This window comes from Scandinavium tedordense (genome assembly GCF_024764965.1).
GTDB lineage: Bacteria > Pseudomonadota > Gammaproteobacteria > Enterobacterales > Enterobacteriaceae > Scandinavium > Scandinavium tedordense.
In genome coordinates, this window is sequence record NZ_JALIGG010000051.1 from 41,214 (window position 1) to 67,454 (window position 26,241).

The 26,241-nt window shown below is 53.6% G+C and carries 27 protein-coding genes and 1 other RNA gene; 14 read left to right on the forward strand and 14 right to left on the reverse strand.

The window, feature by feature from the left end:
- Positions 1-19: 19 nt before the first annotated feature.
- The 5 genes from acrB to MUU46_RS05390 all read left to right on the forward strand — a co-directional run bounded on the left by acrB (position 20) and on the right by MUU46_RS05390 (position 5,567).
- The gene (gene acrB, locus MUU46_RS05370) at positions 20-3,166 is read left to right on the forward strand and encodes a multidrug efflux RND transporter permease subunit AcrB (RefSeq protein ID WP_159752466.1); all 3,147 of its coding nucleotides are present in this window, start codon (positions 20-22) and stop codon (positions 3,164-3,166) included.
- Between the two features lie 507 nt (positions 3,167-3,673).
- On the forward strand, positions 3,674-4,048 hold the full coding sequence (tomB, locus tag MUU46_RS05375; RefSeq protein ID WP_110511699.1) for an Hha toxicity modulator TomB: 375 nt from the start codon (positions 3,674-3,676) through the stop codon (positions 4,046-4,048).
- Between the two features lie 27 nt (positions 4,049-4,075).
- A complete protein-coding gene (gene hha, locus MUU46_RS05380) occupies positions 4,076-4,294 on the forward strand; it encodes a hemolysin expression-modulating protein Hha (RefSeq protein ID WP_125355557.1) in 219 nt (72 codons plus the stop codon).
- Positions 4,295-4,445: 151 nt separating this feature from the next.
- Entirely contained in the window at positions 4,446-5,000 is a 555-nt protein-coding gene (gene maa, locus MUU46_RS05385; protein ID WP_159752464.1) for a maltose O-acetyltransferase, read from the forward strand.
- Between the two features lie 96 nt (positions 5,001-5,096).
- Positions 5,097-5,567: a YlaC family protein gene (locus MUU46_RS05390; RefSeq protein WP_159752462.1), complete on the forward strand. Its 471-nt coding sequence runs from the start codon at positions 5,097-5,099 to the stop codon at positions 5,565-5,567.
- Here the strand turns inward: MUU46_RS05390 and pdxR are convergent.
- Complete coding sequence (gene pdxR, locus MUU46_RS05395) at positions 5,536-6,996, reverse strand: MocR-like pyridoxine biosynthesis transcription factor PdxR (protein ID WP_258965020.1); 1,461 nt, start codon at positions 6,994-6,996, stop codon at positions 5,536-5,538. The genes MUU46_RS05390 and pdxR overlap by 32 nt on opposite strands.
- Positions 6,997-7,095: 99 nt before the next feature.
- Here pdxR and MUU46_RS05400 point away from each other — a divergent pair, with 99 nt between their 5' ends.
- Positions 7,096-7,806 (forward strand): GNAT family N-acetyltransferase, encoded by a 711-nt coding sequence (locus MUU46_RS05400; protein WP_159752458.1) that lies wholly within the window; start codon positions 7,096-7,098, stop codon positions 7,804-7,806.
- Here the strand turns inward: MUU46_RS05400 and ykgO are convergent.
- The 3 genes from ykgO to MUU46_RS05415 all read right to left on the reverse strand — a co-directional run bounded on the left by ykgO (position 7,803) and on the right by MUU46_RS05415 (position 9,732).
- Positions 7,803-7,943 carry a type B 50S ribosomal protein L36 gene (gene ykgO, locus MUU46_RS05405; protein ID WP_159752456.1) on the reverse strand — a complete coding sequence of 47 codons (141 nt, stop codon included), beginning with the start codon at positions 7,941-7,943 and terminating at the stop codon, positions 7,803-7,805. The two genes, MUU46_RS05400 and ykgO, sit on opposite strands and share 4 nt — an antisense overlap.
- Before the next feature lie 2 nt (positions 7,944-7,945).
- Positions 7,946-8,206, reverse strand: a complete 261-nt coding sequence (locus tag MUU46_RS05410; protein WP_159752454.1) for a type B 50S ribosomal protein L31 — start codon at positions 8,204-8,206, stop codon at positions 7,946-7,948.
- Between the two features lie 149 nt (positions 8,207-8,355).
- Positions 8,356-9,732, reverse strand: coding sequence for a PTS transporter subunit EIIC (locus tag MUU46_RS05415; protein WP_258965021.1), 1,377 nt, complete (start codon positions 9,730-9,732; stop codon positions 8,356-8,358).
- Between the two features lie 278 nt (positions 9,733-10,010).
- Here MUU46_RS05415 and MUU46_RS05420 point away from each other — a divergent pair, with 278 nt between their 5' ends.
- Positions 10,011-11,210 (forward strand): enolase C-terminal domain-like protein, encoded by a 1,200-nt coding sequence (locus MUU46_RS05420; RefSeq protein ID WP_258965022.1) that lies wholly within the window; start codon positions 10,011-10,013, stop codon positions 11,208-11,210.
- On the opposite strand, the gene MUU46_RS05425 is transcribed toward MUU46_RS05420, so the two are convergent.
- Positions 11,211-11,927 (reverse strand): GntR family transcriptional regulator, encoded by a 717-nt coding sequence (locus MUU46_RS05425; RefSeq protein ID WP_159752448.1) that lies wholly within the window; start codon positions 11,925-11,927, stop codon positions 11,211-11,213.
- A 102-nt stretch (positions 11,928-12,029) separates the two neighbouring features.
- On the opposite strand from MUU46_RS05425, the gene pdeB reads away from it, so the two are divergent.
- Both pdeB and MUU46_RS05435 read left to right on the forward strand, forming a co-directional pair.
- Complete coding sequence (pdeB, locus tag MUU46_RS05430; protein WP_258965023.1) at positions 12,030-13,589, forward strand: cyclic di-3',5'-guanosine monophosphate phosphodiesterase PdeB; 1,560 nt, start codon at positions 12,030-12,032, stop codon at positions 13,587-13,589.
- A 39-nt stretch (positions 13,590-13,628) separates the two neighbouring features.
- On the forward strand, positions 13,629-14,174 hold the full coding sequence (locus MUU46_RS05435; RefSeq protein WP_159752444.1) for a flavin reductase family protein: 546 nt from the start codon (positions 13,629-13,631) through the stop codon (positions 14,172-14,174).
- 44 nt (positions 14,175-14,218) lie between these two features.
- Here the strand turns inward: MUU46_RS05435 and MUU46_RS05440 are convergent, their stop codons facing one another.
- The 4 genes from MUU46_RS05440 to yczE all read right to left on the reverse strand — a co-directional run bounded on the left by MUU46_RS05440 (position 14,219) and on the right by yczE (position 19,583).
- Positions 14,219-14,572, reverse strand: a complete 354-nt coding sequence (locus MUU46_RS05440; protein ID WP_258965024.1) for a DUF1428 domain-containing protein — start codon at positions 14,570-14,572, stop codon at positions 14,219-14,221.
- Between the two features lie 62 nt (positions 14,573-14,634).
- Positions 14,635-17,718: a beta-galactosidase gene (locus MUU46_RS05445; protein WP_258965025.1), complete on the reverse strand. Its 3,084-nt coding sequence runs from the start codon at positions 17,716-17,718 to the stop codon at positions 14,635-14,637.
- Positions 17,719-17,824: 106 nt separating this feature from the next.
- Positions 17,825-18,895, reverse strand: coding sequence for a LacI family DNA-binding transcriptional regulator (locus MUU46_RS05450; RefSeq protein WP_258965026.1), 1,071 nt, complete (start codon positions 18,893-18,895; stop codon positions 17,825-17,827).
- A gap of 73 nt (positions 18,896-18,968) precedes the next feature.
- Entirely contained in the window at positions 18,969-19,583 is a 615-nt protein-coding gene (gene yczE, locus MUU46_RS05455) for a membrane protein YczE (RefSeq protein WP_159752438.1), read from the reverse strand.
- A gap of 87 nt (positions 19,584-19,670) precedes the next feature.
- Between yczE and yczR the strand changes: the two genes are divergently transcribed.
- On the forward strand, positions 19,671-21,101 hold the full coding sequence (gene yczR / locus MUU46_RS05460; protein ID WP_258965027.1) for a MocR-like transcription factor YczR: 1,431 nt from the start codon (positions 19,671-19,673) through the stop codon (positions 21,099-21,101).
- Positions 21,102-21,224: 123 nt separating this feature from the next.
- Here the strand turns inward: yczR and MUU46_RS05465 are convergent, their stop codons facing one another.
- Together MUU46_RS05465 and MUU46_RS05470 are read right to left on the reverse strand one after the other, a co-directional pair.
- Complete coding sequence (locus MUU46_RS05465) at positions 21,225-21,440, reverse strand: hypothetical protein (protein ID WP_159752434.1); 216 nt, start codon at positions 21,438-21,440, stop codon at positions 21,225-21,227.
- Positions 21,437-21,685 carry a hypothetical protein gene (locus MUU46_RS05470; protein ID WP_159752432.1) on the reverse strand — a complete coding sequence of 83 codons (249 nt, stop codon included), beginning with the start codon at positions 21,683-21,685 and terminating at the stop codon, positions 21,437-21,439. The genes MUU46_RS05465 and MUU46_RS05470 overlap by 4 nt, the downstream gene beginning before the upstream one ends.
- A gap of 282 nt (positions 21,686-21,967) precedes the next feature.
- Here MUU46_RS05470 and MUU46_RS05475 point away from each other — a divergent pair, with 282 nt between their 5' ends.
- A complete protein-coding gene (locus MUU46_RS05475) occupies positions 21,968-22,237 on the forward strand; it encodes a DM13 domain-containing protein (protein ID WP_159752430.1) in 270 nt (89 codons plus the stop codon).
- Between the two features lie 200 nt (positions 22,238-22,437).
- Here the strand turns inward: MUU46_RS05475 and MUU46_RS05480 are convergent, their stop codons facing one another.
- Complete coding sequence (locus MUU46_RS05480; RefSeq protein WP_258965028.1) at positions 22,438-23,061, reverse strand: helix-turn-helix domain-containing protein; 624 nt, start codon at positions 23,059-23,061, stop codon at positions 22,438-22,440.
- 381 nt (positions 23,062-23,442) lie between these two features.
- Positions 23,443-23,539, reverse strand: an RNA gene (ffs, locus tag MUU46_RS05485) — signal recognition particle sRNA small type.
- 234 nt (positions 23,540-23,773) lie between these two features.
- On the opposite strand from ffs, the gene MUU46_RS05490 reads away from it, so the two are divergent.
- Positions 23,774-24,181: a dTDP-glucose pyrophosphorylase gene (locus tag MUU46_RS05490; protein ID WP_159752426.1), complete on the forward strand. Its 408-nt coding sequence runs from the start codon at positions 23,774-23,776 to the stop codon at positions 24,179-24,181.
- A 62-nt stretch (positions 24,182-24,243) separates the two neighbouring features.
- On the forward strand, positions 24,244-24,555 hold the full coding sequence (locus MUU46_RS05495; RefSeq protein WP_159752424.1) for an MGMT family protein: 312 nt from the start codon (positions 24,244-24,246) through the stop codon (positions 24,553-24,555).
- Positions 24,556-24,587: 32 nt separating this feature from the next.
- Here the strand turns inward: MUU46_RS05495 and MUU46_RS05500 are convergent, their stop codons facing one another.
- Entirely contained in the window at positions 24,588-25,157 is a 570-nt protein-coding gene (locus MUU46_RS05500; RefSeq protein ID WP_159752422.1) for a YbaY family lipoprotein, read from the reverse strand.
- Positions 25,158-25,374: 217 nt separating this feature from the next.
- Between MUU46_RS05500 and tesB the strand changes: the two genes are divergently transcribed.
- Complete coding sequence (gene tesB, locus MUU46_RS05505) at positions 25,375-26,235, forward strand: acyl-CoA thioesterase II (RefSeq protein ID WP_159752420.1); 861 nt, start codon at positions 25,375-25,377, stop codon at positions 26,233-26,235.
- The last annotated feature ends 6 nt before the right edge of the window (positions 26,236-26,241 follow it).

Consider the following 26,241-nt stretch of genomic DNA (forward strand, 5'->3'; position numbering starts at 1 on the left):
AAACAGGAGACGTTAAGACATGCCTAATTTCTTTATCGATCGCCCCATTTTCGCATGGGTGATCGCCATTATTATCATGCTGGCTGGGGGACTTGCGATCCTCAAATTGCCGATAGCGCAATATCCAACGATTGCGCCACCGGCAATTGCCATCACGGCGATGTATCCCGGAGCGGATGCTGAAACCGTGCAGAACACCGTGACCCAGGTTATCGAACAGAACATGAACGGTATCGATCACCTGATGTATATGTCTTCAAACGGTGACTCCACGGGTACAGCGACCATTACACTGACGTTTGAATCCGGTACCGATCCGGATATCGCCCAGGTTCAGGTGCAGAACAAACTGCAGCTGGCGATGCCACTTCTGCCGCAGGAAGTTCAGCAGCAAGGTGTGAGCGTTGAAAAAGCGTCAAGTAGCTTCCTGATGGTTGTCGGTGTTATCAACACCAACGGTACCATGACCCAGGACGATATCTCCGACTACGTTGCGGCCAACATGAAGGATCCGATCAGCCGTACTTCCGGCGTCGGTGATGTTCAGCTATTCGGTTCCCAGTACGCAATGCGTATCTGGATGGACCCGAACAAACTGAACAACTTCCAGTTGACGCCGGTTGACGTGATCGCGGCTCTGAAAGCCCAGAACGCCCAGGTTGCAGCCGGTCAGTTAGGCGGTACCCCGCCAGTGAAAGGCCAGCAACTGAACGCGTCAATCATTGCGCAGACACGTCTGACCAATACGGATGAGTTCGGTAAAATTCTGCTGAAAGTGAATTCGGATGGTTCGCAGGTTCGTCTGCGTGATGTAGCGAAAATCGAACTCGGTGGCGAAAACTACGACGTTATCGCGAAGTTTAACGGACAACCTGCATCAGGTCTGGGGATCAAGCTGGCGACTGGTGCTAACGCGCTGAACACCGCCGAGGCTATCCGTGCAGAACTGAAACGCATGGAACCGTTCTTCCCATCAGGTCTGAAAATCGTTTATCCGTACGACACCACCCCATTCGTGAAAATCTCCATTCATGAAGTGGTGAAAACGCTGGTTGAAGCGATCATTCTCGTGTTCCTCGTGATGTATCTGTTCCTGCAGAACTTCCGAGCAACACTGATTCCAACCATCGCCGTGCCGGTCGTATTGCTCGGGACATTTGCGGTACTGTCCATCTTCGGTTACTCGATAAATACCCTGACGATGTTCGGGATGGTACTCGCCATTGGCTTGTTGGTGGATGACGCCATCGTGGTGGTTGAGAACGTCGAACGTGTTATGGCCGAGGAAGGGCTACCACCAAAAGAAGCCACCCGCAAATCCATGGGCCAAATCCAGGGTGCGTTGGTGGGTATCGCGATGGTACTGTCCGCGGTATTTATACCAATGGCATTCTTCGGTGGTTCAACCGGTGCGATTTATCGTCAGTTCTCCATCACCATCGTCTCGGCGATGGCACTGTCGGTTCTCGTGGCCTTGATTCTGACTCCTGCCCTGTGTGCCACCATGCTGAAACCAATTCAGAAAGGTGGCCACGGCGAGCATAAAGGATTCTTCGGCTGGTTTAACCGCATGTTCGATAAGAGCACGCATCATTACACCGACAGCGTAGGCAACATTCTGCGCAGCACTGGTCGTTACTTGCTGCTCTACATCATCATCGTGGTGGGCATGGCCTATCTGTTCGTTCGTCTGCCAAGCTCCTTCTTACCGGATGAAGACCAGGGCGTATTCCTGACCATGGCGCAGCTGCCTGCAGGTGCGACACAGGAACGTACGCAGAAAGTCCTTGATGAGGTGACGGATTACTACCTCAACAAAGAGAAAGATAACGTTGAGTCCGTGTTTGCGGTTAACGGCTTCGGCTTCGCCGGTCGTGGCCAGAATACCGGTATCGCGTTCGTTTCTCTGAAGGACTGGAGTGAACGTCCAGGCGCAGAAAACAAAGTTGAAGCGATTACCGGACGAGCAATGGGTCGTTTCTCGCAGATTAAAGATGCGATGGTGTTCGCCTTTAACCTGCCTGCAATTGTTGAACTGGGTACGGCAACCGGCTTTGACTTCCAGTTGATTGACCAGGCCGGCTTGGGCCACGAAAAACTGACTCAGGCACGTAATCAGCTGTTCGGTGAAGTGGCCAAACATCCTGATGTTCTGGTCGGTGTACGTCCGAACGGACTGGAAGATACGCCGCAGTTCAAAATCGATATCGATCAGGAAAAAGCACAGGCGTTGGGCGTGTCCATTAGCGACATCAACACCACGCTTGGAGCCGCCTGGGGCGGGAGCTACGTGAACGACTTCGTTGACCGTGGCCGCGTTAAGAAGGTGTACCTGATGTCAGAAGCGCCATACCGTATGCTGCCGAACGATATTGGCAACTGGTACGTGCGTGGAAGCAATGGACAAATGGTACCGTTCTCCGCCTTCTCTACCTCGCGTTGGGAATACGGTTCGCCGCGTCTGGAACGCTATAACGGTCTGCCGTCTATGGAAATCCTCGGCCAGGCAGCACCGGGTAAAAGTACCGGTGAAGCCATGTTGTTGATGGAACAGTTGGCGGGCAAATTACCGACCGGCGTGGGTTACGACTGGACCGGGATGTCTTATCAGGAACGTCTGTCTGGTAACCAGGCTCCTGCCCTGTACGCAATCTCACTGATTGTCGTGTTCTTGTGTCTGGCAGCATTGTACGAGAGTTGGTCGATTCCGTTCTCGGTCATGCTGGTGGTACCACTCGGGGTTATAGGCGCACTGTTAGCCGCCACCTTCCGCGGCTTGACCAACGACGTGTACTTCCAGGTAGGCCTGCTGACAACCATTGGCTTGTCGGCGAAGAACGCGATTCTTATCGTGGAATTCGCCAAAGACCTGATGGAGAAAGAAGGTAAAGGCCTGATTGAATCGACGCTCGAAGCGGTCCGTATGCGTCTGCGTCCGATTCTGATGACCTCCCTGGCGTTTATCCTCGGGGTAATGCCGCTGGTTATCAGTACTGGTGCAGGTTCCGGTGCACAGAACGCCGTAGGTACTGGCGTAATGGGTGGGATGGTCACCGCGACTGTTCTGGCTATCTTCTTTGTTCCAGTGTTCTTCGTGGTGGTTCGCCGCCGTTTCAGTAAAAAGAACGAAGATGTTGAACATAGTCATCCGGTAGAACGTCATTAATTACCGTTTTCTGTAATGAAAAAGGGCCGCTTCTGCGGCCCTTCTTTTTTTTGTCTCATAAGATGAATCGCACGTATTGCGCAATAGTTTATTTATCGACAACAATCATCAGGGATATAATCTTAATAATATGGATATTTTCCGCAGGCAATATGCGTAAATTCCGCCTGGCCTTGAGACGATCACTTAAGATTACTCTCAGTTTGATTGCCTTGCACTAAATGGCTATTTGCTAAAACGGGTTTTCATTAAGCATAAGCTAATGAAAAATAAGCGCGTCCATGCCTCTCTTCCGATTACAGCCTTACGTCATAGGTATTAGAAATGTCGTGAAATGTGGATGATGACGCGCTAAATAACGGTAATTGTAATTTTTCGTAATAGCGCGGTGAAATCTTTTTCAGAGTAGATTATAGTTACACTATCAGGTTCACAGCGTATGTTCCGGGTCAGACAGTAGTATCCATCCCACACGGTGTTTGTTGATTAATCATAAGGGGATGCGTTATGGACGAGTACTCGCCAAAAAGACATGATCTCGCACAGCTTAAATTTCTCTGTGAAACGCTGTATCATGACTGTCTCGCTAACCTTGAAGAAAACCGAGCTGGCTGGGTTAATGACCCTACGTCGGCGCTGAATCTTCAACTCAATGAACTGATCGAGCATATTGCAACCTTCGCACTTAATTACAAAATTAAGTATAACGAAGACAATAAATTGATCGCGCAAATTGATGAATATCTGGACGATACCTTTATGTTGTTCAGTAACTACGGCATTAATGCAGATGACCTGCAGAAATGGCGGAAGTCTGGAAACAGACTCTTCCGTTGCTTTGTCAATCTTAGCCGGACGAACCCTGTAAGTCTTTCTTGTTAAAATTATTACAATCAAAAAGGTGAAGTTATGTCAGATCAACCTTTAACAAAAACTGATTATTTGATGCGACTGCGACGTTGTCAGACGCTTGATACATTAGAACGCGTTATTGAAAAGAATAAATATGAACTCTCAGATAATGAATTGGCTGTTTTTTACTCAGCAGCAGATCATCGTCTCGCAGAACTCACAATGAATAAGCTCTATGATAAAATCCCATCATCAGTGTGGAAATTTATACGTTAATTAACACAGCTTATGCTTCCCCCTTCCTCTTACTTTCTTTACTGACAACGGTACAGATTACAATGTGATAAAAGTCACACGCCGAGCCAGGGAACGTTCCCCATTGGCGCGACAGCCTATACTGTGACTCTCTGATTAAAAGGAGAATCACATGAGTGAAGAAAAACGTAAAATGATCGCCGGAGAGCTGTATCGTCCGGGTGATGCCACCCTCCGTGCCGACCGTTTACGCGCCAGAAACGCTCTACATCAATACAACCACTCCTCGCCTGAGGAGAAAGCGCTACGTTCCCGCTTACTCGGTGAACTGCTCGGGCGGGCTGAAGACGCGTATATTGAGCCCACCTTCCGCTGCGATTACGGTTACAACATTTTCCTCGGCCATAATTTTTACGCTAATTTCGACTGCGTGATGCTGGACGTCTGTCCGATTCAGATTGGCGATAACTGTATGCTTGCCCCCGGCGTACATATTTATACCGCCACCCACCCGCTGGATGCCGACGAGCGTAATAGCGGTGCGGAATACGGAAAACCGGTAACGATTGGCAACAGCGTCTGGATTGGCGGAAGGGCCATCATTAATCCTGGGGTCACTATCGGTGATAACGCGGTGATTGCATCCGGTGCCGTGGTGGTAAAAGATGTTCCGGCCAATGCGGTAGTGGGTGGCAATCCGGCGAAGATAATTAAAATGCTCGCCTGACTGTTATGCTTTTCTGTCACTGAACTGTTACTTTCCGCCTGAATTAACGCAACATAAAATAGGGCATCCCCGATTCAGGCATAACAGAAGGCGCAGATGTCCGAAATCCAACAACTGCTCACCCGCACCATCAACGAGCTGAACAGCACCGAGAAGCGTGACAACCGTCCGCGCTTCAGCACCAGCTTTATCCGCCGCTTCCCAGGGCTGTTTATCGCCATGTATCTCGGTTTCCTCGCCACCTGGATTGTGATGTACCGTTCGGAAACGCTGGCGGATTCTCAATGGCTTTTGGTGGTGCTGTTCATCGTGATGAATGGATTTTTCTTTTTTGACGTGGCCCCGCGCTACCGTTACGAAGATATCGACGTGCTCGATTTCCGCGTCTGCTACAACGGCGAATGGTACAACACCCGTTTCGTACCCGAAGCGCTAATCGACAGCATCATGCAGTCGCCGCGCGTGGCAGAGCCGCAGAAAAGCCAGCTGAAGAAAATGATCGCCACTAAAGGCGAACTGTCGTTCTACGACATCTTCACTCTGACGCGCGCCGAGTCTGTGCGATAAGCTGATTCAGGGTACGGATACCGGCCGTAAATCGTGAAGCCGACGTATTGCCGTACCCCAGCACAAGCCCGGTTTCACCCTGAGTCGGATCAAGATAAAAACGACTCAGCGCCGCCGGGGCCAGCTGGAACTGGCGCGCTAAATCCACCACCTTTCCGTCATCAATCCCGGCGATTTTCACCGTCAGGTGCATTCCCCCTTCCCCGGCAGAAATCTGGTGTGGAAACGTCAGCTCCTGCTGAATGGACGCCCGTAGCTGCGCCTGACGCTTACGGTATAAACGACGCATCGACGCCAGGTGGCGCGCGTAGTGCCCTTCCTCAATGAAATGGGCCAACGTTCGCTGCTCGGCGCGATGCCCACCGCGTAACAACGAATCAATCGCAGGCTGCACCGATTTTGCCAGCGCTTTGGGCATCACCACAAATCCGATACGCAGCGACGGAAACAGGGTTTTGCTGAAAGTCCCGAGATACACCACTGGCGCATTCGGCACCATCCCGAGCATCGCCGGAATCGGCTCGCCGCTGTAGCGAAACTCACTGTCGTAATCATCTTCAATAATCCACGCGTCGTGCTGCCGGGCGAACTCCAGCCATGCCAGACGTCGCGTGGCGCTCATCAGATTTCCGAGCGGATACTGGTGCGAAGGCGAGGTGAAAATGAATCGCGGCGTGGGCAATGCCGCCGAGGTAAAGCACATCCCTTCTTCATCCACCGGCAGGCCATGAATCGGCAATCCGGCGGAAATAAACGCGCTGCGTGCGCCAAAGTAACCGGGGTCCTCAAACCACACCGGCTGGCCTCTTTCACTCAGCAGCTGGGTGCACAAATTCAGCCCTTCACGTGCGCCTTCGGTAATCACCACCTGGCTTGCATCACAGTCAATCCCGCGTGACAGCGCCAGATGCCGGGCAATCGCCACCCGCAGCGACCATTCGCCAGCGGAATCACCGTAGCCCAATAGTGTGCTGCCTTCATCACGCCATACGCGGTCGAGCAGACGACGCCAAAGTGGCAACGGGAAATAGTTCACCGCAGGTGTGCCCGGTGTAAACGCCAGCACCGGTGAATCCCGACGCGTAGCCAAGGGCAGCTGCGCCAGATGCGTTGGCAGGCTAATTACCGAGGACGGGGTCGTTTCATTCGCCGGGGAATGTGGCAGCCTCGCCACCTGAGAGCCCTGTCGATCACGCAGCAAATAGCCTTCCGTCGCCAGCTGATCCAGCGCGGCGTTAATGGTATTACGCGAAAGTTGCAGCTGCTGGGCAATGGCGCGCGAGCCGGGCAGACGGCTCTGTGGCTGCAGTTGCCCGTTCAGAATGGCATTGCGCAACGCATGGTAAATCGTCCGCTGCAGCGTTTCGCCGTCGCGCAACTGCACGGCCTTCGCCAACAGCCCATAAAATGCATCATCAGGAATATTCATCGGCTCTCCTCGTGGTACCACAAGAAGATACGCCAGTGGCTCTTTCCAGGGAACCATCAGCGCCCTATTCTGCATAAACGCGTCCAAAAAGGAGTCAGTATGAGTCAGAATAATGAGTTTGGTCAGCCGGTTGGAGAAGCGCTTCCGGACTGGCAGCCGCGCCCGCATCCGGGTCGTGAAACGCTGGAAGGCCGTCTGTGCCGCCTCGAACCTTTACGGGCAGAACATGCCGAGGCACTGTTTGCCGCCTATCAGCTGGCGGAAGATACCCGCGCCTGGACATGGCTGCTGCGCGAGCCGGACACCGACGTGGAAAGCTACCGCGCGTGGGTGCAAAGTGTGGTGACCTTACAGGACCCGATTCACTTCGCCGTCATCGATAAGCAGAGCGGGCAGCCAGTTGGCACGCTGGCGCTGATGCGCATCGACAGTAAAAATGGCGTCGTTGAAGTGGGCCATGTGCATTTTTCACCTCTTCTGAGCCGCACGCCGATGTCCACCGAAGCGCAATGGCTGCTGATGCGTTACGCGTTCGACACTCTCGGCTATCGCCGCTACGAGTGGAAATGTAACAGTCTGAATGAACCGTCGCGCCGCGCCGCGCTACGCATGGGCTTCCAGTATGAAGGGCATTTCCGTCAGGCTTTGGTTATCAAAGGGCACAATCGTGACACCGACTGGTTTTCTATTATCGACCAGGAATGGCCTGAGGTAGATGGGGCAATGCGGAAATGGCTTGCCGCCGACAATTTTACTGCCGACGGCAAACAGAGGACTTCCCTGGAAAGTTGGCGACAGCCAAAAGGTTAACGTCTTTTCTTACGCCCCTGCACAGCTTTAAAGCGGGGGTTTGTTTTGCAAATGACGTACAGCCGCCCTTTGCGTCTTACAATCTGACAATTCGGGTGGCGCTGTTTCGCGCTTTTAAGTGAATTCAGAACCTGCATTTTTAGCCTCTTTTCGCATCAAGAAAGCCGCCAAAACGCTGACGGAAACGCGCCATGCTGCCTTCATTCGAGAAGGTTTTTTGCTTCCCGGTATAGAACGGATGCGACTTAGACGACACTTCAAGGTTGATGTACGGGAAAGTTTCCCCGTCCAGTTCGATTTCCCTGTCGGTTTTAATGGTCGACCCGACTTTGAAGTATTCGTTGGCGCTGGTGTCGTGGAACACCACGGTACGGTAGTGTGGATGGATATCGGCTCTCATAATTAACCTCAATTGTTATGGTATAACATAACAATAAATTACACCGACCGAGAATGAATATCAACCATGCCAGGAGAAGGGTTTTTCTGTAGGCAACAAAAAAGTCGAACATGTCGCCCTTTCCTTTGACCGGACCTACATTCGTAGCGTCAGCGGACGTTCTTTTGTTCCTGGCCCACCAGCAACGTGGTCAGCGTAAACGACAGCACCAGCGCAATCACCACACCCGAAAACGCAAAGACAAAATACGGGCCGATATAGGCCGGTAAACTGAAAATGCTCGACAAAATGTAGCCGTACAGACGCACACCGAAAAACGCGATAAACGCCGAGGCCACTGAACTGGCAATCGTTGCGGCAATAAAAGCCTTTTTATAGCGCGTCAGCACGCCAAACAGCGCCGGTTCGGTAATGCCGAGCAGCGCGGAAACCGCCGCCGACAGCGTCACCGTACGGTCCTGACGGTCCTTACTCAAACGCCAGATAGCAAATGTCGCGCCGGCAATCGCCATATTGGCCATAAACATCATCGGCATCAGCATGTCGTAGCCGCGATCGCTGAAGTTTTGCAGGGCAATCGGCGTCATTGCGTGATGCATCCCGGTGAGGATTGCCACCGGCCGGATTGCGCCCACCACCAGCCCGGCGAAGCTCGCCGATACACTGAACAGGCCTTCAATAAACAGCGCCAGCCCTTTACCCAGCCAGATGCCAATCGGACCGATCACCACCAGTGCCGCCAGCGCGCCGATGAACAGCGTCAGCGTTGGCGTGAACACGGTTTTCAGCACCTCCGGCATGATGCTGTCGACCCATTTATGGATGTATTTCAGCGCCAGTACCGAGAAAATCACCGGTATAACGCTTGAGGAATAGTTAAACACCGACACCGGGATCGCGTTCATCAGCCACAGCGCGGAAGCCGCATCCGGCTGGTGCGTCGCCAGCGCTTTCGCCGCGTCGATTAAGGTCGGATACATCAGGCAGGCCGCCACCGCAGCCGCGAGGTATTCATTAGTTTTAAATATTTTCGCTGCGGAAACCGCCAGGAAAAACGGCAGGAAATAGAACACGCCGCTGGCGATAAGGTCGATGACCATTACCGTTTCACTTTTCGGCGACACCACTTTCAGTGCGATCAATCCAGCCAGCAAACCTTTGATCATCCCGGCCCCGGCAATCGCCGGTACAATCGGACCAAACACCCCGGAGACGGTATCCATAAACAGCGATATCAGGCTTTTACGTCCTTTCGCATCCGACGCGACTGGCGCATCACCCTGGCCCAGCGTTTCCTGCAATTGCTCATACCAGCCATTCACTTTCGGGCCGATGATTATCTGGAACTGATCGCTTTGTAATTGCGCACCCAGCACGCCGGGCAACTTCTGAATTTCGCTCTGTTCGATTTTGCTATCATCAATTAAATCAAAGCGTAAGCGGGTCATGCAGTGCCAGACTTTATTGATATTATCTTGCCCACCGACCAGCTGAATAATCCGGGTGATGGCGTCTCGCGTCCCCATAGTGACTCCTGCGAAGTGTACGTGTTTTGGTTATCCGGATGGTAATCAAGCCCACCGCGTAAAACAAACCAATAAAACTTGAAGGCCCTCACACTCCTCAATCTAATTAGCCATCAATGTCGTTTTCGAGTGCAATTGGTCTGGTTTTTAATTCAATAAACCCTCTATTCCAGACCAAAATATTTATTCCAGAAAAAGGTTTACCTACCCCTGAAAATAGGGCGAAGATAAATCATCAATCGTGTTCTTTTTTCGTCTCAGACAGGGAGCTTTTTTCCGTGCAACCGACGCTTATTACCGCTATCGACTGCTTCATCACCCGCCCCGACCGCCATAATCTGGTGACGGTGCGTGTTACCACTGACAAAGGCGTTATTGGCCTCGGCTGCGCCACATTTCAGCAGCGCCCGCTGGCGGTCAAAACGCTGGTCGAAGAATATCTGCGCCCGCTGCTGATTGGCCGCGACGCCAATAATATCGAAGATCTCTGGCAGATGATGAACGTCAACGCCTACTGGCGTAACGGCCCGGCGATGAACAACGCCATGGCCGGGGTCGATATGGCGCTGTGGGATATCAAAGCGCGGCTGGCGAATATGCCGCTGTATCAGCTACTGGGCGGAAAATCTCGGGATGCGATCGCCGCCTATTCGCACGCCAGCGGTGAAACGCTGGCAGAGCTGTACGTCGCCGTCGACGGGCTACTGGAAAAAGGTTATCGCCATATCCGCTGCCAGCTCGGCTTTTATGGCGGCACCCCGACGGAATTGCATGCACCGGAAAACCCATCGTCCGGCGCATGGTTCGATCAGGACCAGTACATGCGCAATACGGTGGAAATGTTCCGCGCCCTGCGCGAACGCTACGGCCACCGTTTCCATATTCTGCATGACGTCCACGAACGTTTGTTCCCGCAGCAGGCGGTGCAGTTAGCCAAACAGCTGGAACCTTACCAGCCGTTCTTTATTGAAGACATTTTGCCCCCGCAGCAAACCCCGTGGCTGGCCCAAATTCGCCAGCAGAGCAGCGTTCCACTGGCGTTGGGCGAGCTGTTCAACAACCCTGCGGAATGGCACGACATAATTGTGAATCGGCAGATTGACTTTATTCGCTGCCACGTCTCTCAGATTGGCGGTATCACCCCGGCGCTGAAGCTGGCGGTGCTGTGTCAGGCCTTTGGCGTGCGTCTGGCCTGGCATGGCCCTGGCGACATGACGCCGATTGGCGTGGCGGTGAACACGCATCTGAATATTCATCTGCACAACGCCGCGATTCAGGAATACATTCCGCGTTCTGCCACCACCGACGCGGTATTCCCCGGTGCACCGGAAGTCAAAGATGGCTACATTTATCCGCCACAGGCCACCGGCATTGGCGTCGATTTCAACGAAGCGCTGGCTCTCGCGCATCCAGTGGTTTACCGCCCGCATGAATGGACCCAAAGCCGCCTGCCAGACGGCTCGCTGCACACACCGTAATCACCCTGGTTGCTGGCGGAATGCGAGGTTATCCCGGTTATGTGGGATTACGTAGGTGCAGGTATAGTTGATGTCGATAATGTCGCTGACGGCGTAGACCTGCCCACCCGCCAGAATGCCACGGTTATTGATTAGCATCGCCGGGCTGCCCTTTTTGCAGCCCAATAATTCTGCCTGTTCCCGACTAACGTTTACCGCCCGATACGTCGTGAGCATGTGCGAAATCTGATAGCCCTTTTCCAGAACATATTGCTGTAACGATCGTTCGATAACCTGCTGATTGAGGTCAGCGAACGCCGTCGAGGGCATGCGCGACACCTCGATTTGCACTGGGCTGTCGTCCACATAGCGCAGACGACAAAACTGCCAGATAAAATCATCATCCGTTAGCCCGAATATCTGTTGCTCCTCGCGATTCGGGCGTTTTTTATGCAGACTTATCATCCGATAACGCATCTGGTCGAAACGCTTTTCGGTAATCGAGTTGTACACCAGCGGATTATTTCTCGCCTGTTCGTTAATCCAGCATCCCGATCCCTGCACAATTCTGACGACGCCAATACTCGCCAGCTTTTCCAGTGCCTGACGCACCGTAAAGCGCGACACGCCATATTCTTCCGCCAGCTGTCGCTCAGGCGGCAGTTTGCGCGGGGCAGCATCACCCAGCTGATAAATTTTGCTGAGCAGATCCTGCGTGACGAACTCATTTTTTTTCATCTGCACTTCCCAAATCAGTCCTTTGAAAAAAGACAGTTAATCCCATCATTGCATATAATTGGCAGAACATGACGAATTCAGCGCTGGAAGGGAAACAGGCCCATGACAAGTAAAAGAACGATCGCTCTGGTCGTGGGTGTGCTGATCCTCTCGGTCCTGTTGCCGGTCACGCTCAGCGTGTGGTTCGCGCATTATCAGGCAGAAAAAGACTTTACTCGTGACCTGAATAACTATGGCGAACGCGTCATTTTTCGCGTCCATCGGGTGGTGGAACAGAGCAAATCGGCCCTTAAAGACGTCGACGTATTTGAGGGCAAAACCTGTAGCGAACCCCATCTGCAGGCCATACGCCGCGCATCTTACATCCACCGCGACGTGCAGGAAATTATCGCGCTTAATGGTCTGAAACCTCAGTGCTCATCGCTGGAAAGCCACAGCAGCGAAATGCAGTTTCCGTCCACGAACTACCAGACGCCGGACGGCTATCGCGTATGGCTGACCGACAACAACGATTTAGGCATCCCTCATTACATGGTCGCGCTGGCAAGCCGACGCCATATGGTGATGATCGACCCGGCGTCTTTTGTTGACGTGGTACCGTTTGCGGCCTGGACCATCAACACCGTACTGATTGGCAGCCAGAGCCACAGCATCGTCGCCCAAACCGCCCCTTTCGACCTACGGCTCTGGGAACAAGCTCGCCGCACTGGCGAGCATACTTTTGAACATCACGGCATGCTGTACAATCTGCGTGATTACCCGGATATTGGGTTGTCACAGATGGTCTGGGCACCCGTCGCGCCGCTGACTGACAAATGGTACCAGCAGCTGCTGCTCTGGCTGCCGCTCGGCGTGTTAATCAGTGTGCTCGCGTCGCTGCTGATTCTGCGCATGGTGCGTAATCTGCAATCGCCCTATCACCGTATGCTCGACGCCATCAACTCCCGCAGCCTCGACGTGTATTATCAGCCGATTGTCTCTTTACGCTCGGGCCGCATCGTTGGCGCAGAAGCACTGGCCCGCTGGCGCCAGCCGGACGGCACATTTTTGTCACCGGAGATTTTCGTTCCGCTGGCTGGACAAACCGGGCTAATTACCCGCCTGACTGGCCTTATCGTCGAGAAAGTATTTGAGGATTTGGGTCCGTGGCTGAAGCAGCATCCGACCCAGCACGTCTCGATCAATCTCGATCCGCAAGATTTGATCACCACGCGGTTACCTGCCCAGCTCGCGCAGCAGTTGAACAAATGGAATTTAACGCCGTCACAAGTGGCGTTAGAGCTAACCGAGCGCAGCTTTATCGATTTGAAAAATAGCGCCAGCACTCTGAGCCAGCTGCGTCAGGCGGGATATGCGCTGTATATCGATGATTTCGGCACCGGCTATTCCAGCCTCAGCTATCTACAAAATCTTGACGTCGACATCATCAAAATTGATAAGTCGTTTGTCGATGCGCTGGAGTTTAAAAACGTCACTCCGCACATTATTGAAATGGCCAAATCATTGCAGCTGGCGATGGTGGCTGAAGGCGTAGAAACCGAGTGTCAGCGCTGCTGGCTGGCGGAACACGGCGTGCAGTTTGGTCAGGGCTGGCTGTTCTGCAAAGCGCTGCCAAAGGCGGAATTCATTACCTGGGCGCAAGAAAACCTCACGCGGGCATAAACTATCCTTAATGCCTGAACCTACCCCAGGAGCGCCCGTATGCAAAAGAAACCTTGGCCGTTGCACGACGTTCGGCACTGGCTTGAACCCGGACCGGTGGTGCTCATCAGCAGTCACTGGCAGGGGAAAAGCAACATCATGACCCTCGGCTGGTACACCATTCTTGAGTTTTCACCGTCCCTGGTAGGGCTGATGATTTCCAGCGGCAATATCAGCTTCGACATGATTCGCCAGAGCGGCGAATGCGTCATCAATCTGCCAGATGTTTCTCTCGCCGACACGGTGGCCAGGATCGGCAACTGCGATGGCGATCAGTATGACAAGTTCGCGGAATTTGGTCTGACTGCGGAAAAAAGCGAACACGTAACGGCCCCGGCGATTGCTGAATGTCACGCAAATTTTGAGTGCCGCGTATATGACGATGCGGTGGTGGATCGCTACAATTTCTTCGTCATGGAGGTTATCGCCGCACGCGTGAAGCCGCAGCCTGAATGGCCGAAGACGTTGCATTACACCGGAAACGGCGTATTTCGTACCGACGGCGAACGGATCGACAAACGTCAGCTGTTCACCAAAGTATCCTGAATAAAACGGCTGGCGGCACACCGCACAGCCGTATTATTCATTATTTACTCATCGAGGATCGGGGCGAAGCCGCCGTAAATCATCCGTTTACCATCAAACGGCATACTGTCGCCCATCTCTTTCATCCGCGGATCGGTCATCATCTTCGCGTTGGCCGCATCCCGAACCTCTTTTGAGGGGTACTCAATCCAGCTGAAAACCACTTCTTCATTGTCGTCGGCTTTTACCGCCATGCGAAAATCGGTCAGCTTGCCGTCCGGCACATCGTCTGCCCAACATTCCACCACGCGGGTTGCACCAAACTCTTTAAACAGCGGTGCCGCCTTTGCCGCCAGCGCGATATATGCCTCCTTTTTGTCCGCAGGTACGGCAACGACAAAACCATCAACATACTTCATGAGATAACCTCCGAAGTGAACGGTGCGGCCAGCGTTTCTGACCGCATCCGGCGTTGATAAGTTTAGTCGCGACGCCAGCTGAACGCATAACGCAGGCGGCGCGAGGACAGCAGGAATTCTGGCGATACGCTCGGGCTCCATGAATCGTCACCGCCGACGCCCATGTGGAACGCGTCCAGGTTCAGCCAGCAGCCCGCTTCTTCGCGCAGTAAATGCTGATGGCTCACCTCATGCAGCTGCTGTTGACCATAGCGGCTCAGGCCAAAATGGAACGCGCCCTGCCAGAGGTTATCGCCATAGTGCAGTTCGCGGGTGTCGCAGCGCAGGCCATTTTCCGTGGGAAAAATATACGGCGTATGCAGCTTTTCAAGCGGCAACGTCCAACGCCCTTGACGCGCGGCGATCTTTCTGTCCGGGTAGTTTTCATGCGGTCCAAGCCCCAACCACGATGCCTCTGGCGCAATGTCTGCCAGCTGGCAACACAGGCCGATACGCGCAGGCTCAGGGATATCGGTCGCCACGGCGACGTCAATCTCCGCATGAAGCACGCCGTTGTCGTCGATGCGCCAGCGCTTATCCGAGATAAACAGCGCTTTCTGTTGATGCTCCCAAACGTGACGCGTGTGAATCGCCACGTCATCGCCCTGCTGGCGGGCTTCACAATGCAGCAGTCGCGCATTCATGGCGTACAGTCCGGCAGCCTTCCAGCGCTCAACCCAGGCGTTCGGATCGATGCGCGTGGCTTCGCTGATGCCAATATCGTTATCCAGCGCCGCGCGGGTGAAGTTGTCCATCACTGGTGTCAATAATCCTGGCTGCTCGTCTCGCCACCACTGGCTCAGATGCCCACTTTCCCGGCAAAAATCCCAACGCTGGCTACCGTGGGTGACGGTGAAGGATTTTTCACTCACGACCAGTTCCGGTGCATGGCCCGCAACATACGGGGCAGGCACGGCGAGCGGCGCGGGCAGCGGCCACTGATCCCAGGCGCAAAGATGATTTGCCTCAGACCAGGCGGTGGCCTCGGTCTGCCACACCTCAACGTTCAGCCAGATTTCGCCCTCGCCCGCGTGCAGCGTAAGGTCCGACAATTCAAGCAACTGGCTGCTCTGCGGCGCCAGATTAAGCTCGCACTCTCCTTCCATCAGACGTTCGCCGTCGCGCGAAATCCACCAGCACAGACGCTCGTTATCGCTATGACGGAACAGGTATTCGCTGCTGATTTCCACACACAGCGGCACAAGCGAATGGAGACGGAACTGGACAAACTGCTGCGCCCGTTTGGCTTCAAACAGCGCCGGATGCGGCGTGCGATCCGGGAAAACCAGGCCATTCATGCAGAACTGGCGATCATTGGGCGTGTCGCCAAAATCTCCACCGTAAGCCCAAAATGTCTGCCCATCGGGATCGGTTTTACACAACGCCTGATCGACCCAGTCCCAGACGAAACCGCCCTGCAAACGTGGGAATTCGCGGAACGCCTGCCAGTATTTGGCGAAGCCGCCAAAGCTATTGCCCATCGCGTGGGCGTATTCACAGAGGATCAGCGGCCGCGTTTCACCCGGCAGGCCAATCCATTTTTTCAGCGACCATTTCGGCACCGCCGGAAACGGCTGATCCTGATCAACACGCGCATACATCGGACAGACGATATCCGTCGCGGCGCTATTCGCCCCGCCGCCTTCGTACTGCACCGGACGCGTCGGATCGGTGGTTTTCAGCCAGCGATACAGCGCATCGTGGTTCGCGCCGTGTCCTGATTCATTGCCGAGCGACCAGATAACGATCGACGGATGATTGCGATCGCGGCTCACCATGCGCGTCACACGCTCACTCATCGCCGGTAACCAACCTGGATCGTCCGCCAGACGACTCATCGGCACCATGCCGTGGGTCTCAATATTTGCCTCATCCACCACGTACAGGCCATAACGGTCGCACAGCCGATACCACAGCGGATGGTTGGGATAATGCGAGCAGCGCACGGCGTTAAAGTTATTCTGCTTCATCAGCAAAATATCCTGCCGCATCGTGGTTTCATCCACGGCTTGCCCGGTTTGTGGGTGGTGCTCGTGGCGGTTCACGCCGCGGATAAGCAGCGGTTTGCCGTTGAGGGTCAGCAGGCCATCAACGATGGCTACCCGACGAAAGCCAACATCGCAGGCTTCGGTTTCCAGCGCCTGGCCGTCGGCGTTAAACAGGGTGATGGTCAGTCGATAAAGATTCGGGATCTCGGCACTCCACAATTCCGGTTCATTAACCGGAATGGCCAGCGCCAGCCGTTCGGCCCAGTTGCCGCGCTCATCGATAATATCGCTACCTGGCTTTTGCCGTTGGCGGCCGATTTCCTTACCATCACGCCAAAGCACCGCTTCCACGTCGGTTTCGTTAAACGCCTCTCCTTCCAGTGCCACGTTAAGCGTGAGCACGCCGCGGCTGAAATCCTCGTTCAAATCTGTGACGTGATAATAATCAGCAATGCGCGTCGCGGGCTTATGCAGCAGCGAGACGTCGCGGAAAATGCCGCTCATCCGCCACATATCCTGATCTTCCAGATAGCTGCCGTCGCACCAGCGCAGCACCATCACCGCCAGCCGATTATGTCCGGCCACCAGCACCTCGCTAAGGTCAAATTCCGCAGGCAGGCGACTGTCCTGGGAATAACCGACCCACACGCCGTTGCACCACAAATGAAACGCAGAGTTCACACCGTCGAACACAATTCGCGTCTGCCCTTTTTGCAGCCAGCTTTCCGGGACATCAACGTCGCGCGAATAGCAGCCGGTCGGGTTGTCGGCAGGCACCTGCGGCGGTGTGACCGGAATGGGATAGGTGACATTGGTATAAATCGGCGTATCAAAACCCTGCATCTGCCAGTTCGACGGCACCGGCGTGGCGACAGCGTCGGGCAAATCACCTTCAAGCCAGACATCCGGCACCGCGTCAGGAGCGTTAAAGAAGCTAAAACGCCACTCGCCGTTGAGGGATTTTAGCGAAGCTGAAGCCGCGTCTTGCTGCGCCGCAAGGGGATCGCGCCAGCTATGCATCGGCGCGTGGGCCGCTAAACGATGCCATTGGGTGACGCCGGGGTTTTCCCAGTCACGACGAACCAGTTGCAGAGCCAGGGTGGTAGGTGCAGATATCATCAGATAAACCTCTTTGCGAAGCGCTCACAATTTTAATCAGCATGCACCGATCGGAAAGAAGGGTAAAGGATCCTGTCGACAAGAAGCGAGCACGATCACAAAGCGATCATGGCAAGCCCAATTTGTTCGCCAGCGCCGCCAGTTGGTGTAAGCGATGGGCTAAATCCTCCTGCGGTTCCTGCTGAGCCGGCGCGGTTGATCCACGCACCACCAGCGTGACCGGCAACCGGGTCTGGCTGATGACGCCTGCCTCGCATTCGCCCGTCAGCCAGTCAACTCCCTGCTCGCCCGCTTCGCGAAACGCCTGACGAATGGTGGTCAACGGCGGCGTAAACCAAGCGCTGTCAGTGGTGTCATCATAGCCGACGACCGACAGCTGCCCCGGCACCGCAATGCCCTTTTCAGCACAGGCCCGCATCAACCCGAGCGCCATCTGATCGTTCGCCACCAGTACCGCGTCAGGTTTAGTCACGCTCGCCAATAAACCGTGAGCTTTTTCATACCCCGACTGCGCGCTCCAGTCTCCGCTGGCTACCGCGCATGGCGTCAGCCCTGCCGCTGCAAGCGACTGCTGCCAGCCCGCCAGGCGCGCCCGTGCCGAGACGGATGTTGCAGGCCCTGCCAGCAGCGCAATACGTGAATGCCCCTGTTCAAGCAGATGTGCCACACCAAGCTGCGCCCCCTGCGAAGGACTGAACACGAGGCTGTTCACCGCTGCCTGTTCACTGACATCAAGAAATAGCACCGGCAGCGGTGCGGCCAGCTCCCGTAGCCGCTGCGCAACGTCATCTTCCAGCGGGACGTTAATCATCAGGCCATCAACGCGCTGTGCCAGCAGTTCTTGCACCGCCTCCCGGCAGCAGATTTCCGCATTATCCGTGACCATCGAAATCAGCACCGCGTAGCCTTGCTCATCCGCTCGCTGTTTCACCGCTGATGCGATTTGCGACGGCGCATGCAATGCCAGATCGGCGCTGATAAGCCCCAGCGTCGGCTGGCGTTTTCCCGCCAGAAGCTGCGCGCCACGGTTGGGAACGTAGTTGAGTTCCGCCATTGCGCACTCGACGTTTTCACGCGTGCGCGCCGAGACGTGCGCCGCCTGATTTATCACACGGGAAACGGTCTGATAGGAGACGCCCGCCACACGGGCAACATCGTAAAGAGTGGTGGTTTTCATATATCCGACATCCGGGAAGCAATGCTGTCAGTGTAACGGATAATTTTATCGCCGACTGTGAGCGCTTCGTAAATTAGCTCAGTATTTTCTCTTTTCTCAGCACCGGCCGCGCCACAGATTGTGTGCGGAACCACGGTAAACAGAGCTGGATTAACGGGCCAATCGCCAGCGCATAAACCAACGTGCCGATCCCAACGCTGCCGCCCAGAAAATAACCGATAACCAGCACCGTGACTTCAATCGTGGTGCGGATCCCTCGAATCGACCAGCCGGTGCGGGCGTGGATCCCCGTCATCAGGCCATCGCGCGGCCCGGGGCCAAAACCGGCACCGATGTACATCCCGGTCGCCAGCGCGTTCAATATCACCGCGATGATCATCATCCCACTTTGTAGCCACAGTGCATCCGGCGTGGGAATCACAGCAATCGTGGCATTCGCTGCCAGGCCGAGCACAATCACATTACTGATAGTTCCGAGTCCCGGGCGCTGGCGGATGGGGATCCACAGCAACAATACCAACGCCCCGGTGAGGATCATCACCGTGCCGATATCCAGTGAGAAGACTTTCCCTACCCCAAGATGAAACACATCCCAGGGATCAGCGCCCAAATTGGCCTGCACAAACATCCCGGTGGAAACACCATACAGGCATAGCCCAACGTACAGTTGCAGCAAACGACGCAGCATAACGACCTCTATATGAGTTGCTGAAAAACGCATCATCGTTAAAAATGGACTTATTATTAATGACCAGTTTTGTAAAAGTGGACTGCTATGTCTCTTCGTCGTTCCGGTAGTCAGTCGCTGGTGAGCCTGCTGGGCCACTGGCAGGAAACCCCGTCCCGCACCCCACTCTGGCGTCAGCTGGCCGAGGCGCTGCGGCTGTTAATTCTTGACGGTCGCCTGGCGCTCGACAGCCGTTTGCCGGGCGAGCGCGAGCTGTCGAGCGCGCTCGGCGTGAGTCGCACCACGGTAGCCAGCGCACTGGCCCAACTGCGTGATGAAGGCTACGTAGTCAGCCGTCATGGAAGCGGTTCCCGGGTGATCCTGCCGGCGCAACTGCCTCAGGTTCCGACCCGAATGAATACCGTGCAGGCACTGGACTTATCCATTGCCGCACTCAACGCCGGGCCAGAAATTCATCAGGCTTATCATCACGCGCTGTCTCTTTTACCACAGCATTTAGCCAGCACCGGTTACGATCAGCAGGGTTTACCGGCGCTGCGTGAAACCATTGCGCAACACTATTGCGCCCGCGGTTTGCCAACGCGCGCTGACGAAATTATGATTGTGAACGGGGCGGTGAGCGGGCTGGCCTTGATTCTGCGGCTGTTGACTGGCCCTGGCGATCGGGTGGTGGTCGACAACCCAACTTATCCGCTGGCGATTGCAGCGATCCAGGGTGCGTCCTGCCGCCCGGTTGGTGTGTCACTGCCCGCAGAAGGCTGGGACGTAGACGGTCTCACCGCCACATTCGCGCAAACGTCACCGCGTCTGGCGTATCTGATGCCTGACTTTCATAACCCGACCGGACGTTGTATGGACGGCCCGACTCGCCAGCGCATCGCCGATCTTTCAGCGCGCACCCGCACCACGCTGGTGATTGACGAAACCATGGTCGATCTCTGGTACAACGCCCCACCGCCACCGCCTCTGGCTGCATTCAACACCGATGCGCCGGTGATAACGCTGGGTTCTACAGGCAAAAGTTTTTGGGGCGGTTTGCGACTCGGGTGGATCCGCGCCTCATCGCGCACGCTTTCTTCGCTGGTACAGGCGCGGGATACGCTGGATTTAGGCTCGCCGTTGCTGGAACAGCTTGCCACCGGCTGGCTGCTGGAAAATGCCGACCGCCTGCTGCCGCAAAGACGACAGATGCTCGCCGCCCGTCGGGATATGTGCAGCGCGTTAATGGCGGAATATTTCCCTCAGTGGCGCTATACGCAGCCGGAAGGTGGGTTGTCATTCTGGGTGGAATTACCGGATATGCTCTCGACGCTGTTCGCCGCCCGGGCCGAAAGTGTGGGGATTCATTTGGGAACGGGAACGCGATTTGGACTGGCCGGGGCGTTCGACCGCTGGCTGCGGTTGCCGTTTACGCTGAACGATGAAACGCTGAGAATCGCCTTCAAAACCTTGCAACCCGTCTGGAATTCTCTGAACGGTCAGCAGAATAATTTACGAACAAGAAAAATAATCTACTAAAATAGTGACGAGCTAAAAGCGACTATTCGCTCGTCCAATATATCATCCGTGAGATATGAGATTATTATGTCTTTATTATCGCCGAAAATTATCCTGTTCTTAGGTTTCAGTATGACGGGTATATTAATGCTGGCGCGGGATCGGGAAGCCTTTGACTGAGATAATAAAGCTGTCACCGTCTTTTTTAATTTTTGCACCGGTGTCGCACCAGTCGGATGCAATGCGAAAGAACTCATCGCTGCCGACATTCCAGTTCAGGCGGACATGCTTAGCATACCCGGAGCGGAGCATTTCACAGGCTTCGCCGTAGTTAGCGGCTGTTGAAAGTTGTTGTTTCATTTTCTCTTCCTCAGAATTTTGCGTATCGCTTTGATTTCTTTAGGAGTAAGAGGGGATGATTCTTCTTCGGTATGCTGACTGTCTACCTCGCCTTCGGATACTCCCACCTCTGATGCCGTTTCCAGCGCCAGCTGCAGCAGACGTTGGGTTGCTGCGCTTAGGGTCTCGTTATGGACTTCCGCATAATGACGTAATTGCTCTTTTAAATCGTTTTCAATTTTAACATTCAAAACCGCAGTGGTCATGGTCAAACTTACCGTGCAATAAATTAACATAATTAATACACGAACATCTTTAGGCAATCCAGTAATACTTTTTTCATATATTTGAAATAATCAACTACCCATAATAATTGTCTGCCTAATATATGACAGCCAGATGACAGTATTATTTCAATGACGTGACAAGCTGTTTATTCTTGCTTCAAATACCACGCAGTAACACTAAAATTTAGAGGTTGATAGCGCGTTTATCCGGGATGCATCGGAATGCGATACACTGAAAAAAAAGTTGAGATGAGGTTAAACATGAAGATTTTTGTGACCGATAGCACCGGAGCGTTGCATCAGGTTGAAGGTGAAACGGTGGTGGTGGAACTCGAAAACGGAAAGACGCTGGAACTGGGTGAGTTTAACTACCGGCCGGATGCGCCACACGCGATAACAATCTGGGGTGGTAGGCAGCCGCTGGACTCCTGGACGGAAGAAGACCGCCATTTGTCAGAACAGCTCAATCTGACGCTGATTGCCGGTAACTGCGTGGACGTATGGCCAGGTCGGGCAAAGAAACAGAAATAGACTGTAAACGCAGGCTAATAACATTCGATTGGTAAATTTTTATTTGTGTTGGAGCAGAATTAAACAGGTAAACACTTCCGTTAGTTATATTGCGCAACGACGGTTCATCGTTGCGCAATATAACTCACACGAAAAAGGTTGAATCTAATATCGCTGTTGACTATCACACGTGAAAGAGAAATTAGACAGTGGTTAAAACATCAGACTGGCAAGTTATTGACTTTGAGCTGATAGCCCCCTCTCTCGTAGTCAATATATTTATGTTTTTTTAACGTTGAGACAACATTCAGAATGCTGCTACGCGACAAGCCGCTACGCTCTTGAATATAGTTGAGAATATTGATTTGATATTTTCTCTCCTCTGGCAGCTGATCCATTTCTTGCAAATACTGGTAGATAACGGGCGGAGTACGTTGGTTTACGAGCTGCATATCGCGATACACCATGTACGTAGTGTGGTACGTTGCCAGCTCTGCAACCGCCCGCCACAGATGTAATCGCTCAATCTCAGGAACCACCAACGCTGCGTCGACACGGATCAGAATACTGTTGGTTTCTGCTCGGATAAGATTACTGCGGATAGGGCAAAACATTTCTGTAAAACCGAGGACATGAGGCTCGCTTGTTGTCCCCAAAAGAAGACCATCAGATATCCTTAATACTGAGACTTCCCCTTGTATGACCAAATAAACATAAGATTTCTCACGCGTCCCCCAGGCAATTCTTTTTCGTGCAACAATATGTATTTTTTCGCCTAAAGGCGTCAGAGCTTTGATTAAAGTGTCAATTGCATCATAGGGACGTTTTGGTGGGCAAATCACCATATTCCATTCCTCTTTAACATCAAAATTAGCACTACCAAATAAAAAATTACAGAATAATTATAGAGCGAAGACTATGGTATTACATCCCTATGAAATTAATTAAACTAAAGAAACAGCATTAAATTTAAATTTAAACAAAAACGCTTTCATTTTGCACAAATCCCGAGAAAAATCCGAAAAATGAAGCGACCAGTCATATAAATAACATCCCTCAATAAGCAAGAATATTCTTTATTTAGTCCTCTCGTCAGGGCTGTTGTTTATCTTGGTATTGCATAGAGTACATAGCCAACACTGGCGAACGATGGCATTGTCTGAAAGGCGTGAAAAAAATAAAAAAGAAGGGGGGGAATCAGCGTGTTACCCAGAATTGGGTGGGGGCCCTGCCAGCTACATCCCGGCACACACGTCGTCTGCCCTGGCTGCTTCCTTCCGGATCTGACCTGGTGAACAGAGTAGCGTTGCGGGAGAACCAACAGAGCCCCCATTGAGAGCGTTATTCCTAACGCGCTGGCGCATTATCCCTGTGCGGCCCGGCAATTGCAACCCACCGCGGTCTGGATGATGGTTTATTGTTCGACCGTGCCTTTCCTGGCCGTCCTGCAGGAACAAGATTTCCATATTGCGAACTTGCTCTCAGCAAAACCTGGGAGAGTGTCCAGACTGTTTTAATGCCATCGGACATCCGTCTTTCTTCTTTTAGGGGTCGACAATGATCAATTCACTGCCTTTGACACTCACGCTGCCAATGCCCGCTATCGACGAAGTGACTCTTGCCCATCAAGGGCTAAACTATTTACGCCCCAATGTGGTGCTGGATTTTATCAGCGTTAGTCCCAATGCATTGCTGTTTGTCACGCCAGTTGCGGTGCTGTTCGCCTCGCTTGGTGTGGTGGGCCACGTGCCGCTGCGCAGGCTGCCCGTGGCGGTTTCCGGGCGCGTAACCTATCCCATCAGTACCCAAGTGCTGCCGGAATTGCGCGGTAAATTGATTATCAATACCGCCTCCAGAAAGCTTAAATTCCTCGAAAATCAGGTGGTCAAACGCGATGAGTTTGCCCCTAGTACGTCGCAGGTTATTGGCCTGGCCCTGGAGTTTACCTTCCAACAGCCCGAGTGATCTCCGCCTTCACAAGCTGAAGTGCGTCGCTTATCCTGTGCTTTTCCCAACTGGAAAGCGCTATGGAACCCATTGATTCATTTCCGCACCGGGTGTGGCAAATCGTTGCAGCCATCCCGGAAGGTGCAGTCACGACCTACGGTGACGTCGCGCGACTGGCGGGTTCGCCTCGTGCGGCGCGTCAGGTTGGTGGCGTTTTGCGCCGTTTACCGGAAGGATCAACCCTGCCGTGGCATCGGGTAGTGAATCGTCATGGGAATATTTCCCTGACCGGCCCAGACCTTCAGCGTCAGCGCCAGGCGCTGCTGTCGGAAGGTGTACAGGTATCAGGTAGCGGGAGAATTGATATGCAGAAGTATCGCTGGAATTACTGATCCCTCCCCCGCGAGGAGGAGGGAAACCGACATTATGGGATTTGCGTCGGGGCAGGTACGGCAGACGAAGGGTTCACCTGAGTCGGTGAAGTCGATGGCACGGTTGTAGCCGCACCACCATCAGTCGCCACCGGCACTGGAGTTTGCTGCACAGGCACCAGCGTCAGGTCAGCTTTGGTACCACCGTTATTGATAACTGGCTGCACCGTATCGGTAATGAACACCAGTTTATCGTTGATGGTTACTGCCGCACTCAACAAGATCCGCGCGTTTGGCTGAATATCTGCCGGGTTATACGGCAGCACAAAGCTAAACGGCGCCTGTTTACCTTCCGTACGCGTGACTTTCTGTGAAATGACCTTAGAAGGCGCATCTGCCAGAGAAGCATCCGACAGCGTTACCGTCAGCACCGCATCCGGTGGCAAGGCCACTTTCTGGCGGATCCAGGCGGTACCGGAAACGTTAGGTTGCTGAATTACAGGTTGTGTAGCCTCAGAGGGGTTCGGGCTTGGCGCAGGTGTCTTGATATCCGCACTTTTTTGAGCACAGGCAGACAGTGCAACCGCAACCGCTAAACCACTTAACATGTGCACGACTTTCATTATGTTCTCCTTATCATCCATGCACTCACAGGATTAAATCCCGCAAGAGTGAGTGGTCAAAACATTTGTGGCGCAGTAAGTGTGGCACAGATCTCAGATATTTGCCTGTAATCGCGCCGTTATTCAGATAATTGCACCCATCGGACCACTTCGAAAACTGCGTTATACTGTGGCTATTCCCGCGCAGAATGCGGTCTTTTTACCTTTGAGGACATTTATGAGTCAGGCTCTCTCTAATCTGCTAACCCTGTTAAATCTGGAAAAAATTGAAGAGGGATTGTTCCGCGGTCAAAGTGAGGATCTGGGCTTACGCCAGGTATTTGGCGGCCAGGTCGTCGGTCAGGCGTTGTATGCCGCCAAAGAAACCGTGCCTGTCGACCGTCTGGTGCATTCGTTCCACAGCTACTTTTTACGCCCGGGCGACAGCCAGAAGCCGATTGTGTATGACGTGGAAGTTCTGCGCGATGGTAATAGTTTCAGCGCCCGTCGCGTGGCGGCTATCCAGAACGGCAAACCGATTTTCTATATGACCGCTTCTTTCCAGGCGCCGGAATCGGGCTACGAACATCAAAAACAGATGCCGCTGGCCCCAGCCCCTGATTCGCTGCCATCCGAAACGGATATCGCCCGTCAGCTGGCGCATCTACTGCCCCCACAGGTGAAAGAGAAGTTCCTGTGTGATAAACCACTGGAGATCCGTCCGGTCGAGTTCCATAACCCCATGAAGGGCCACGTGGCTGAGCCAAAACGCCAGGTATGGATCCGCGCCAACGGTACAGTCGTCGATGATTTCCGCGTGCATCAGTATCTGTTGGGCTATGCGTCTGACTTTAACTTCCTGCCGGTTGCCCTTCAGCCGCATGGCGTGGGCTTCCTTGAAAAAGGGATGCAGGTGGCGACGATTGACCATTCTATGTGGTTCCATCGCCCATTCAATATGAATGAATGGCTGCTGTACAGCGTGGAGAGCACGTCAGCTTCTAGCGCGCGCGGTTTTGTACGCGGTGAGTTTTATACTCAGGATGGTGTGCTGGTCGCATCGACGGTACAAGAAGGCGTGATGCGTAATCGCGGTTAGACTTTT

What these genes read in the sequence shown, in the direction of transcription:
- MUU46_RS05480 (WP_258965028.1), bottom strand. Translation starts at nt 23,061, where the DNA reads ATGGTGATTTGCCCACCAAAACGTCCCTATGATGCAATTGACACTTTA.
- yczR (WP_258965027.1), top strand. Translation starts at nt 19,671, where the DNA reads ATGTCTCTTCGTCGTTCCGGTAGTCAGTCGCTGGTGAGCCTGCTGGGC.
- MUU46_RS05450 (WP_258965026.1), bottom strand. Translation starts at nt 18,895, where the DNA reads ATGAAAACCACCACTCTTTACGATGTTGCCCGTGTGGCGGGCGTCTCC.
- MUU46_RS05475 (WP_159752430.1), top strand. Translation starts at nt 21,968, where the DNA reads ATGAAGATTTTTGTGACCGATAGCACCGGAGCGTTGCATCAGGTTGAA.
- MUU46_RS05425 (WP_159752448.1), bottom strand. Translation starts at nt 11,927, where the DNA reads ATGAAAAAAAATGAGTTCGTCACGCAGGATCTGCTCAGCAAAATTTAT.
- MUU46_RS05495 (WP_159752424.1), top strand. Translation starts at nt 24,244, where the DNA reads ATGGAACCCATTGATTCATTTCCGCACCGGGTGTGGCAAATCGTTGCA.
- MUU46_RS05435 (WP_159752444.1), top strand. Translation starts at nt 13,629, where the DNA reads ATGCAAAAGAAACCTTGGCCGTTGCACGACGTTCGGCACTGGCTTGAA.
- MUU46_RS05470 (WP_159752432.1), bottom strand. Translation starts at nt 21,685, where the DNA reads ATGACCACTGCGGTTTTGAATGTTAAAATTGAAAACGATTTAAAAGAG.
- yczE (WP_159752438.1), bottom strand. Translation starts at nt 19,583, where the DNA reads ATGCTGCGTCGTTTGCTGCAACTGTACGTTGGGCTATGCCTGTATGGT.
- MUU46_RS05490 (WP_159752426.1), top strand. Translation starts at nt 23,774, where the DNA reads ATGATCAATTCACTGCCTTTGACACTCACGCTGCCAATGCCCGCTATC.
- tomB (WP_110511699.1), top strand. Translation starts at nt 3,674, where the DNA reads ATGGACGAGTACTCGCCAAAAAGACATGATCTCGCACAGCTTAAATTT.
- MUU46_RS05465 (WP_159752434.1), bottom strand. Translation starts at nt 21,440, where the DNA reads ATGAAACAACAACTTTCAACAGCCGCTAACTACGGCGAAGCCTGTGAA.
- hha (WP_125355557.1), top strand. Translation starts at nt 4,076, where the DNA reads ATGTCAGATCAACCTTTAACAAAAACTGATTATTTGATGCGACTGCGA.
- acrB (WP_159752466.1), top strand. Translation starts at nt 20, where the DNA reads ATGCCTAATTTCTTTATCGATCGCCCCATTTTCGCATGGGTGATCGCC.
- MUU46_RS05390 (WP_159752462.1), top strand. Translation starts at nt 5,097, where the DNA reads ATGTCCGAAATCCAACAACTGCTCACCCGCACCATCAACGAGCTGAAC.
- ykgO (WP_159752456.1), bottom strand. Translation starts at nt 7,943, where the DNA reads ATGCAGGTTCTGAATTCACTTAAAAGCGCGAAACAGCGCCACCCGAAT.
- maa (WP_159752464.1), top strand. Translation starts at nt 4,446, where the DNA reads ATGAGTGAAGAAAAACGTAAAATGATCGCCGGAGAGCTGTATCGTCCG.
- MUU46_RS05400 (WP_159752458.1), top strand. Translation starts at nt 7,096, where the DNA reads ATGAGTCAGAATAATGAGTTTGGTCAGCCGGTTGGAGAAGCGCTTCCG.
- pdeB (WP_258965023.1), top strand. Translation starts at nt 12,030, where the DNA reads ATGACAAGTAAAAGAACGATCGCTCTGGTCGTGGGTGTGCTGATCCTC.
- MUU46_RS05440 (WP_258965024.1), bottom strand. Translation starts at nt 14,572, where the DNA reads ATGAAGTATGTTGATGGTTTTGTCGTTGCCGTACCTGCGGACAAAAAG.
- MUU46_RS05415 (WP_258965021.1), bottom strand. Translation starts at nt 9,732, where the DNA reads ATGGGGACGCGAGACGCCATCACCCGGATTATTCAGCTGGTCGGTGGG.
- MUU46_RS05445 (WP_258965025.1), bottom strand. Translation starts at nt 17,718, where the DNA reads ATGATATCTGCACCTACCACCCTGGCTCTGCAACTGGTTCGTCGTGAC.
- pdxR (WP_258965020.1), bottom strand. Translation starts at nt 6,996, where the DNA reads ATGAATATTCCTGATGATGCATTTTATGGGCTGTTGGCGAAGGCCGTG.
- tesB (WP_159752420.1), top strand. Translation starts at nt 25,375, where the DNA reads ATGAGTCAGGCTCTCTCTAATCTGCTAACCCTGTTAAATCTGGAAAAA.
- MUU46_RS05500 (WP_159752422.1), bottom strand. Translation starts at nt 25,157, where the DNA reads ATGAAAGTCGTGCACATGTTAAGTGGTTTAGCGGTTGCGGTTGCACTG.
- MUU46_RS05410 (WP_159752454.1), bottom strand. Translation starts at nt 8,206, where the DNA reads ATGAGAGCCGATATCCATCCACACTACCGTACCGTGGTGTTCCACGAC.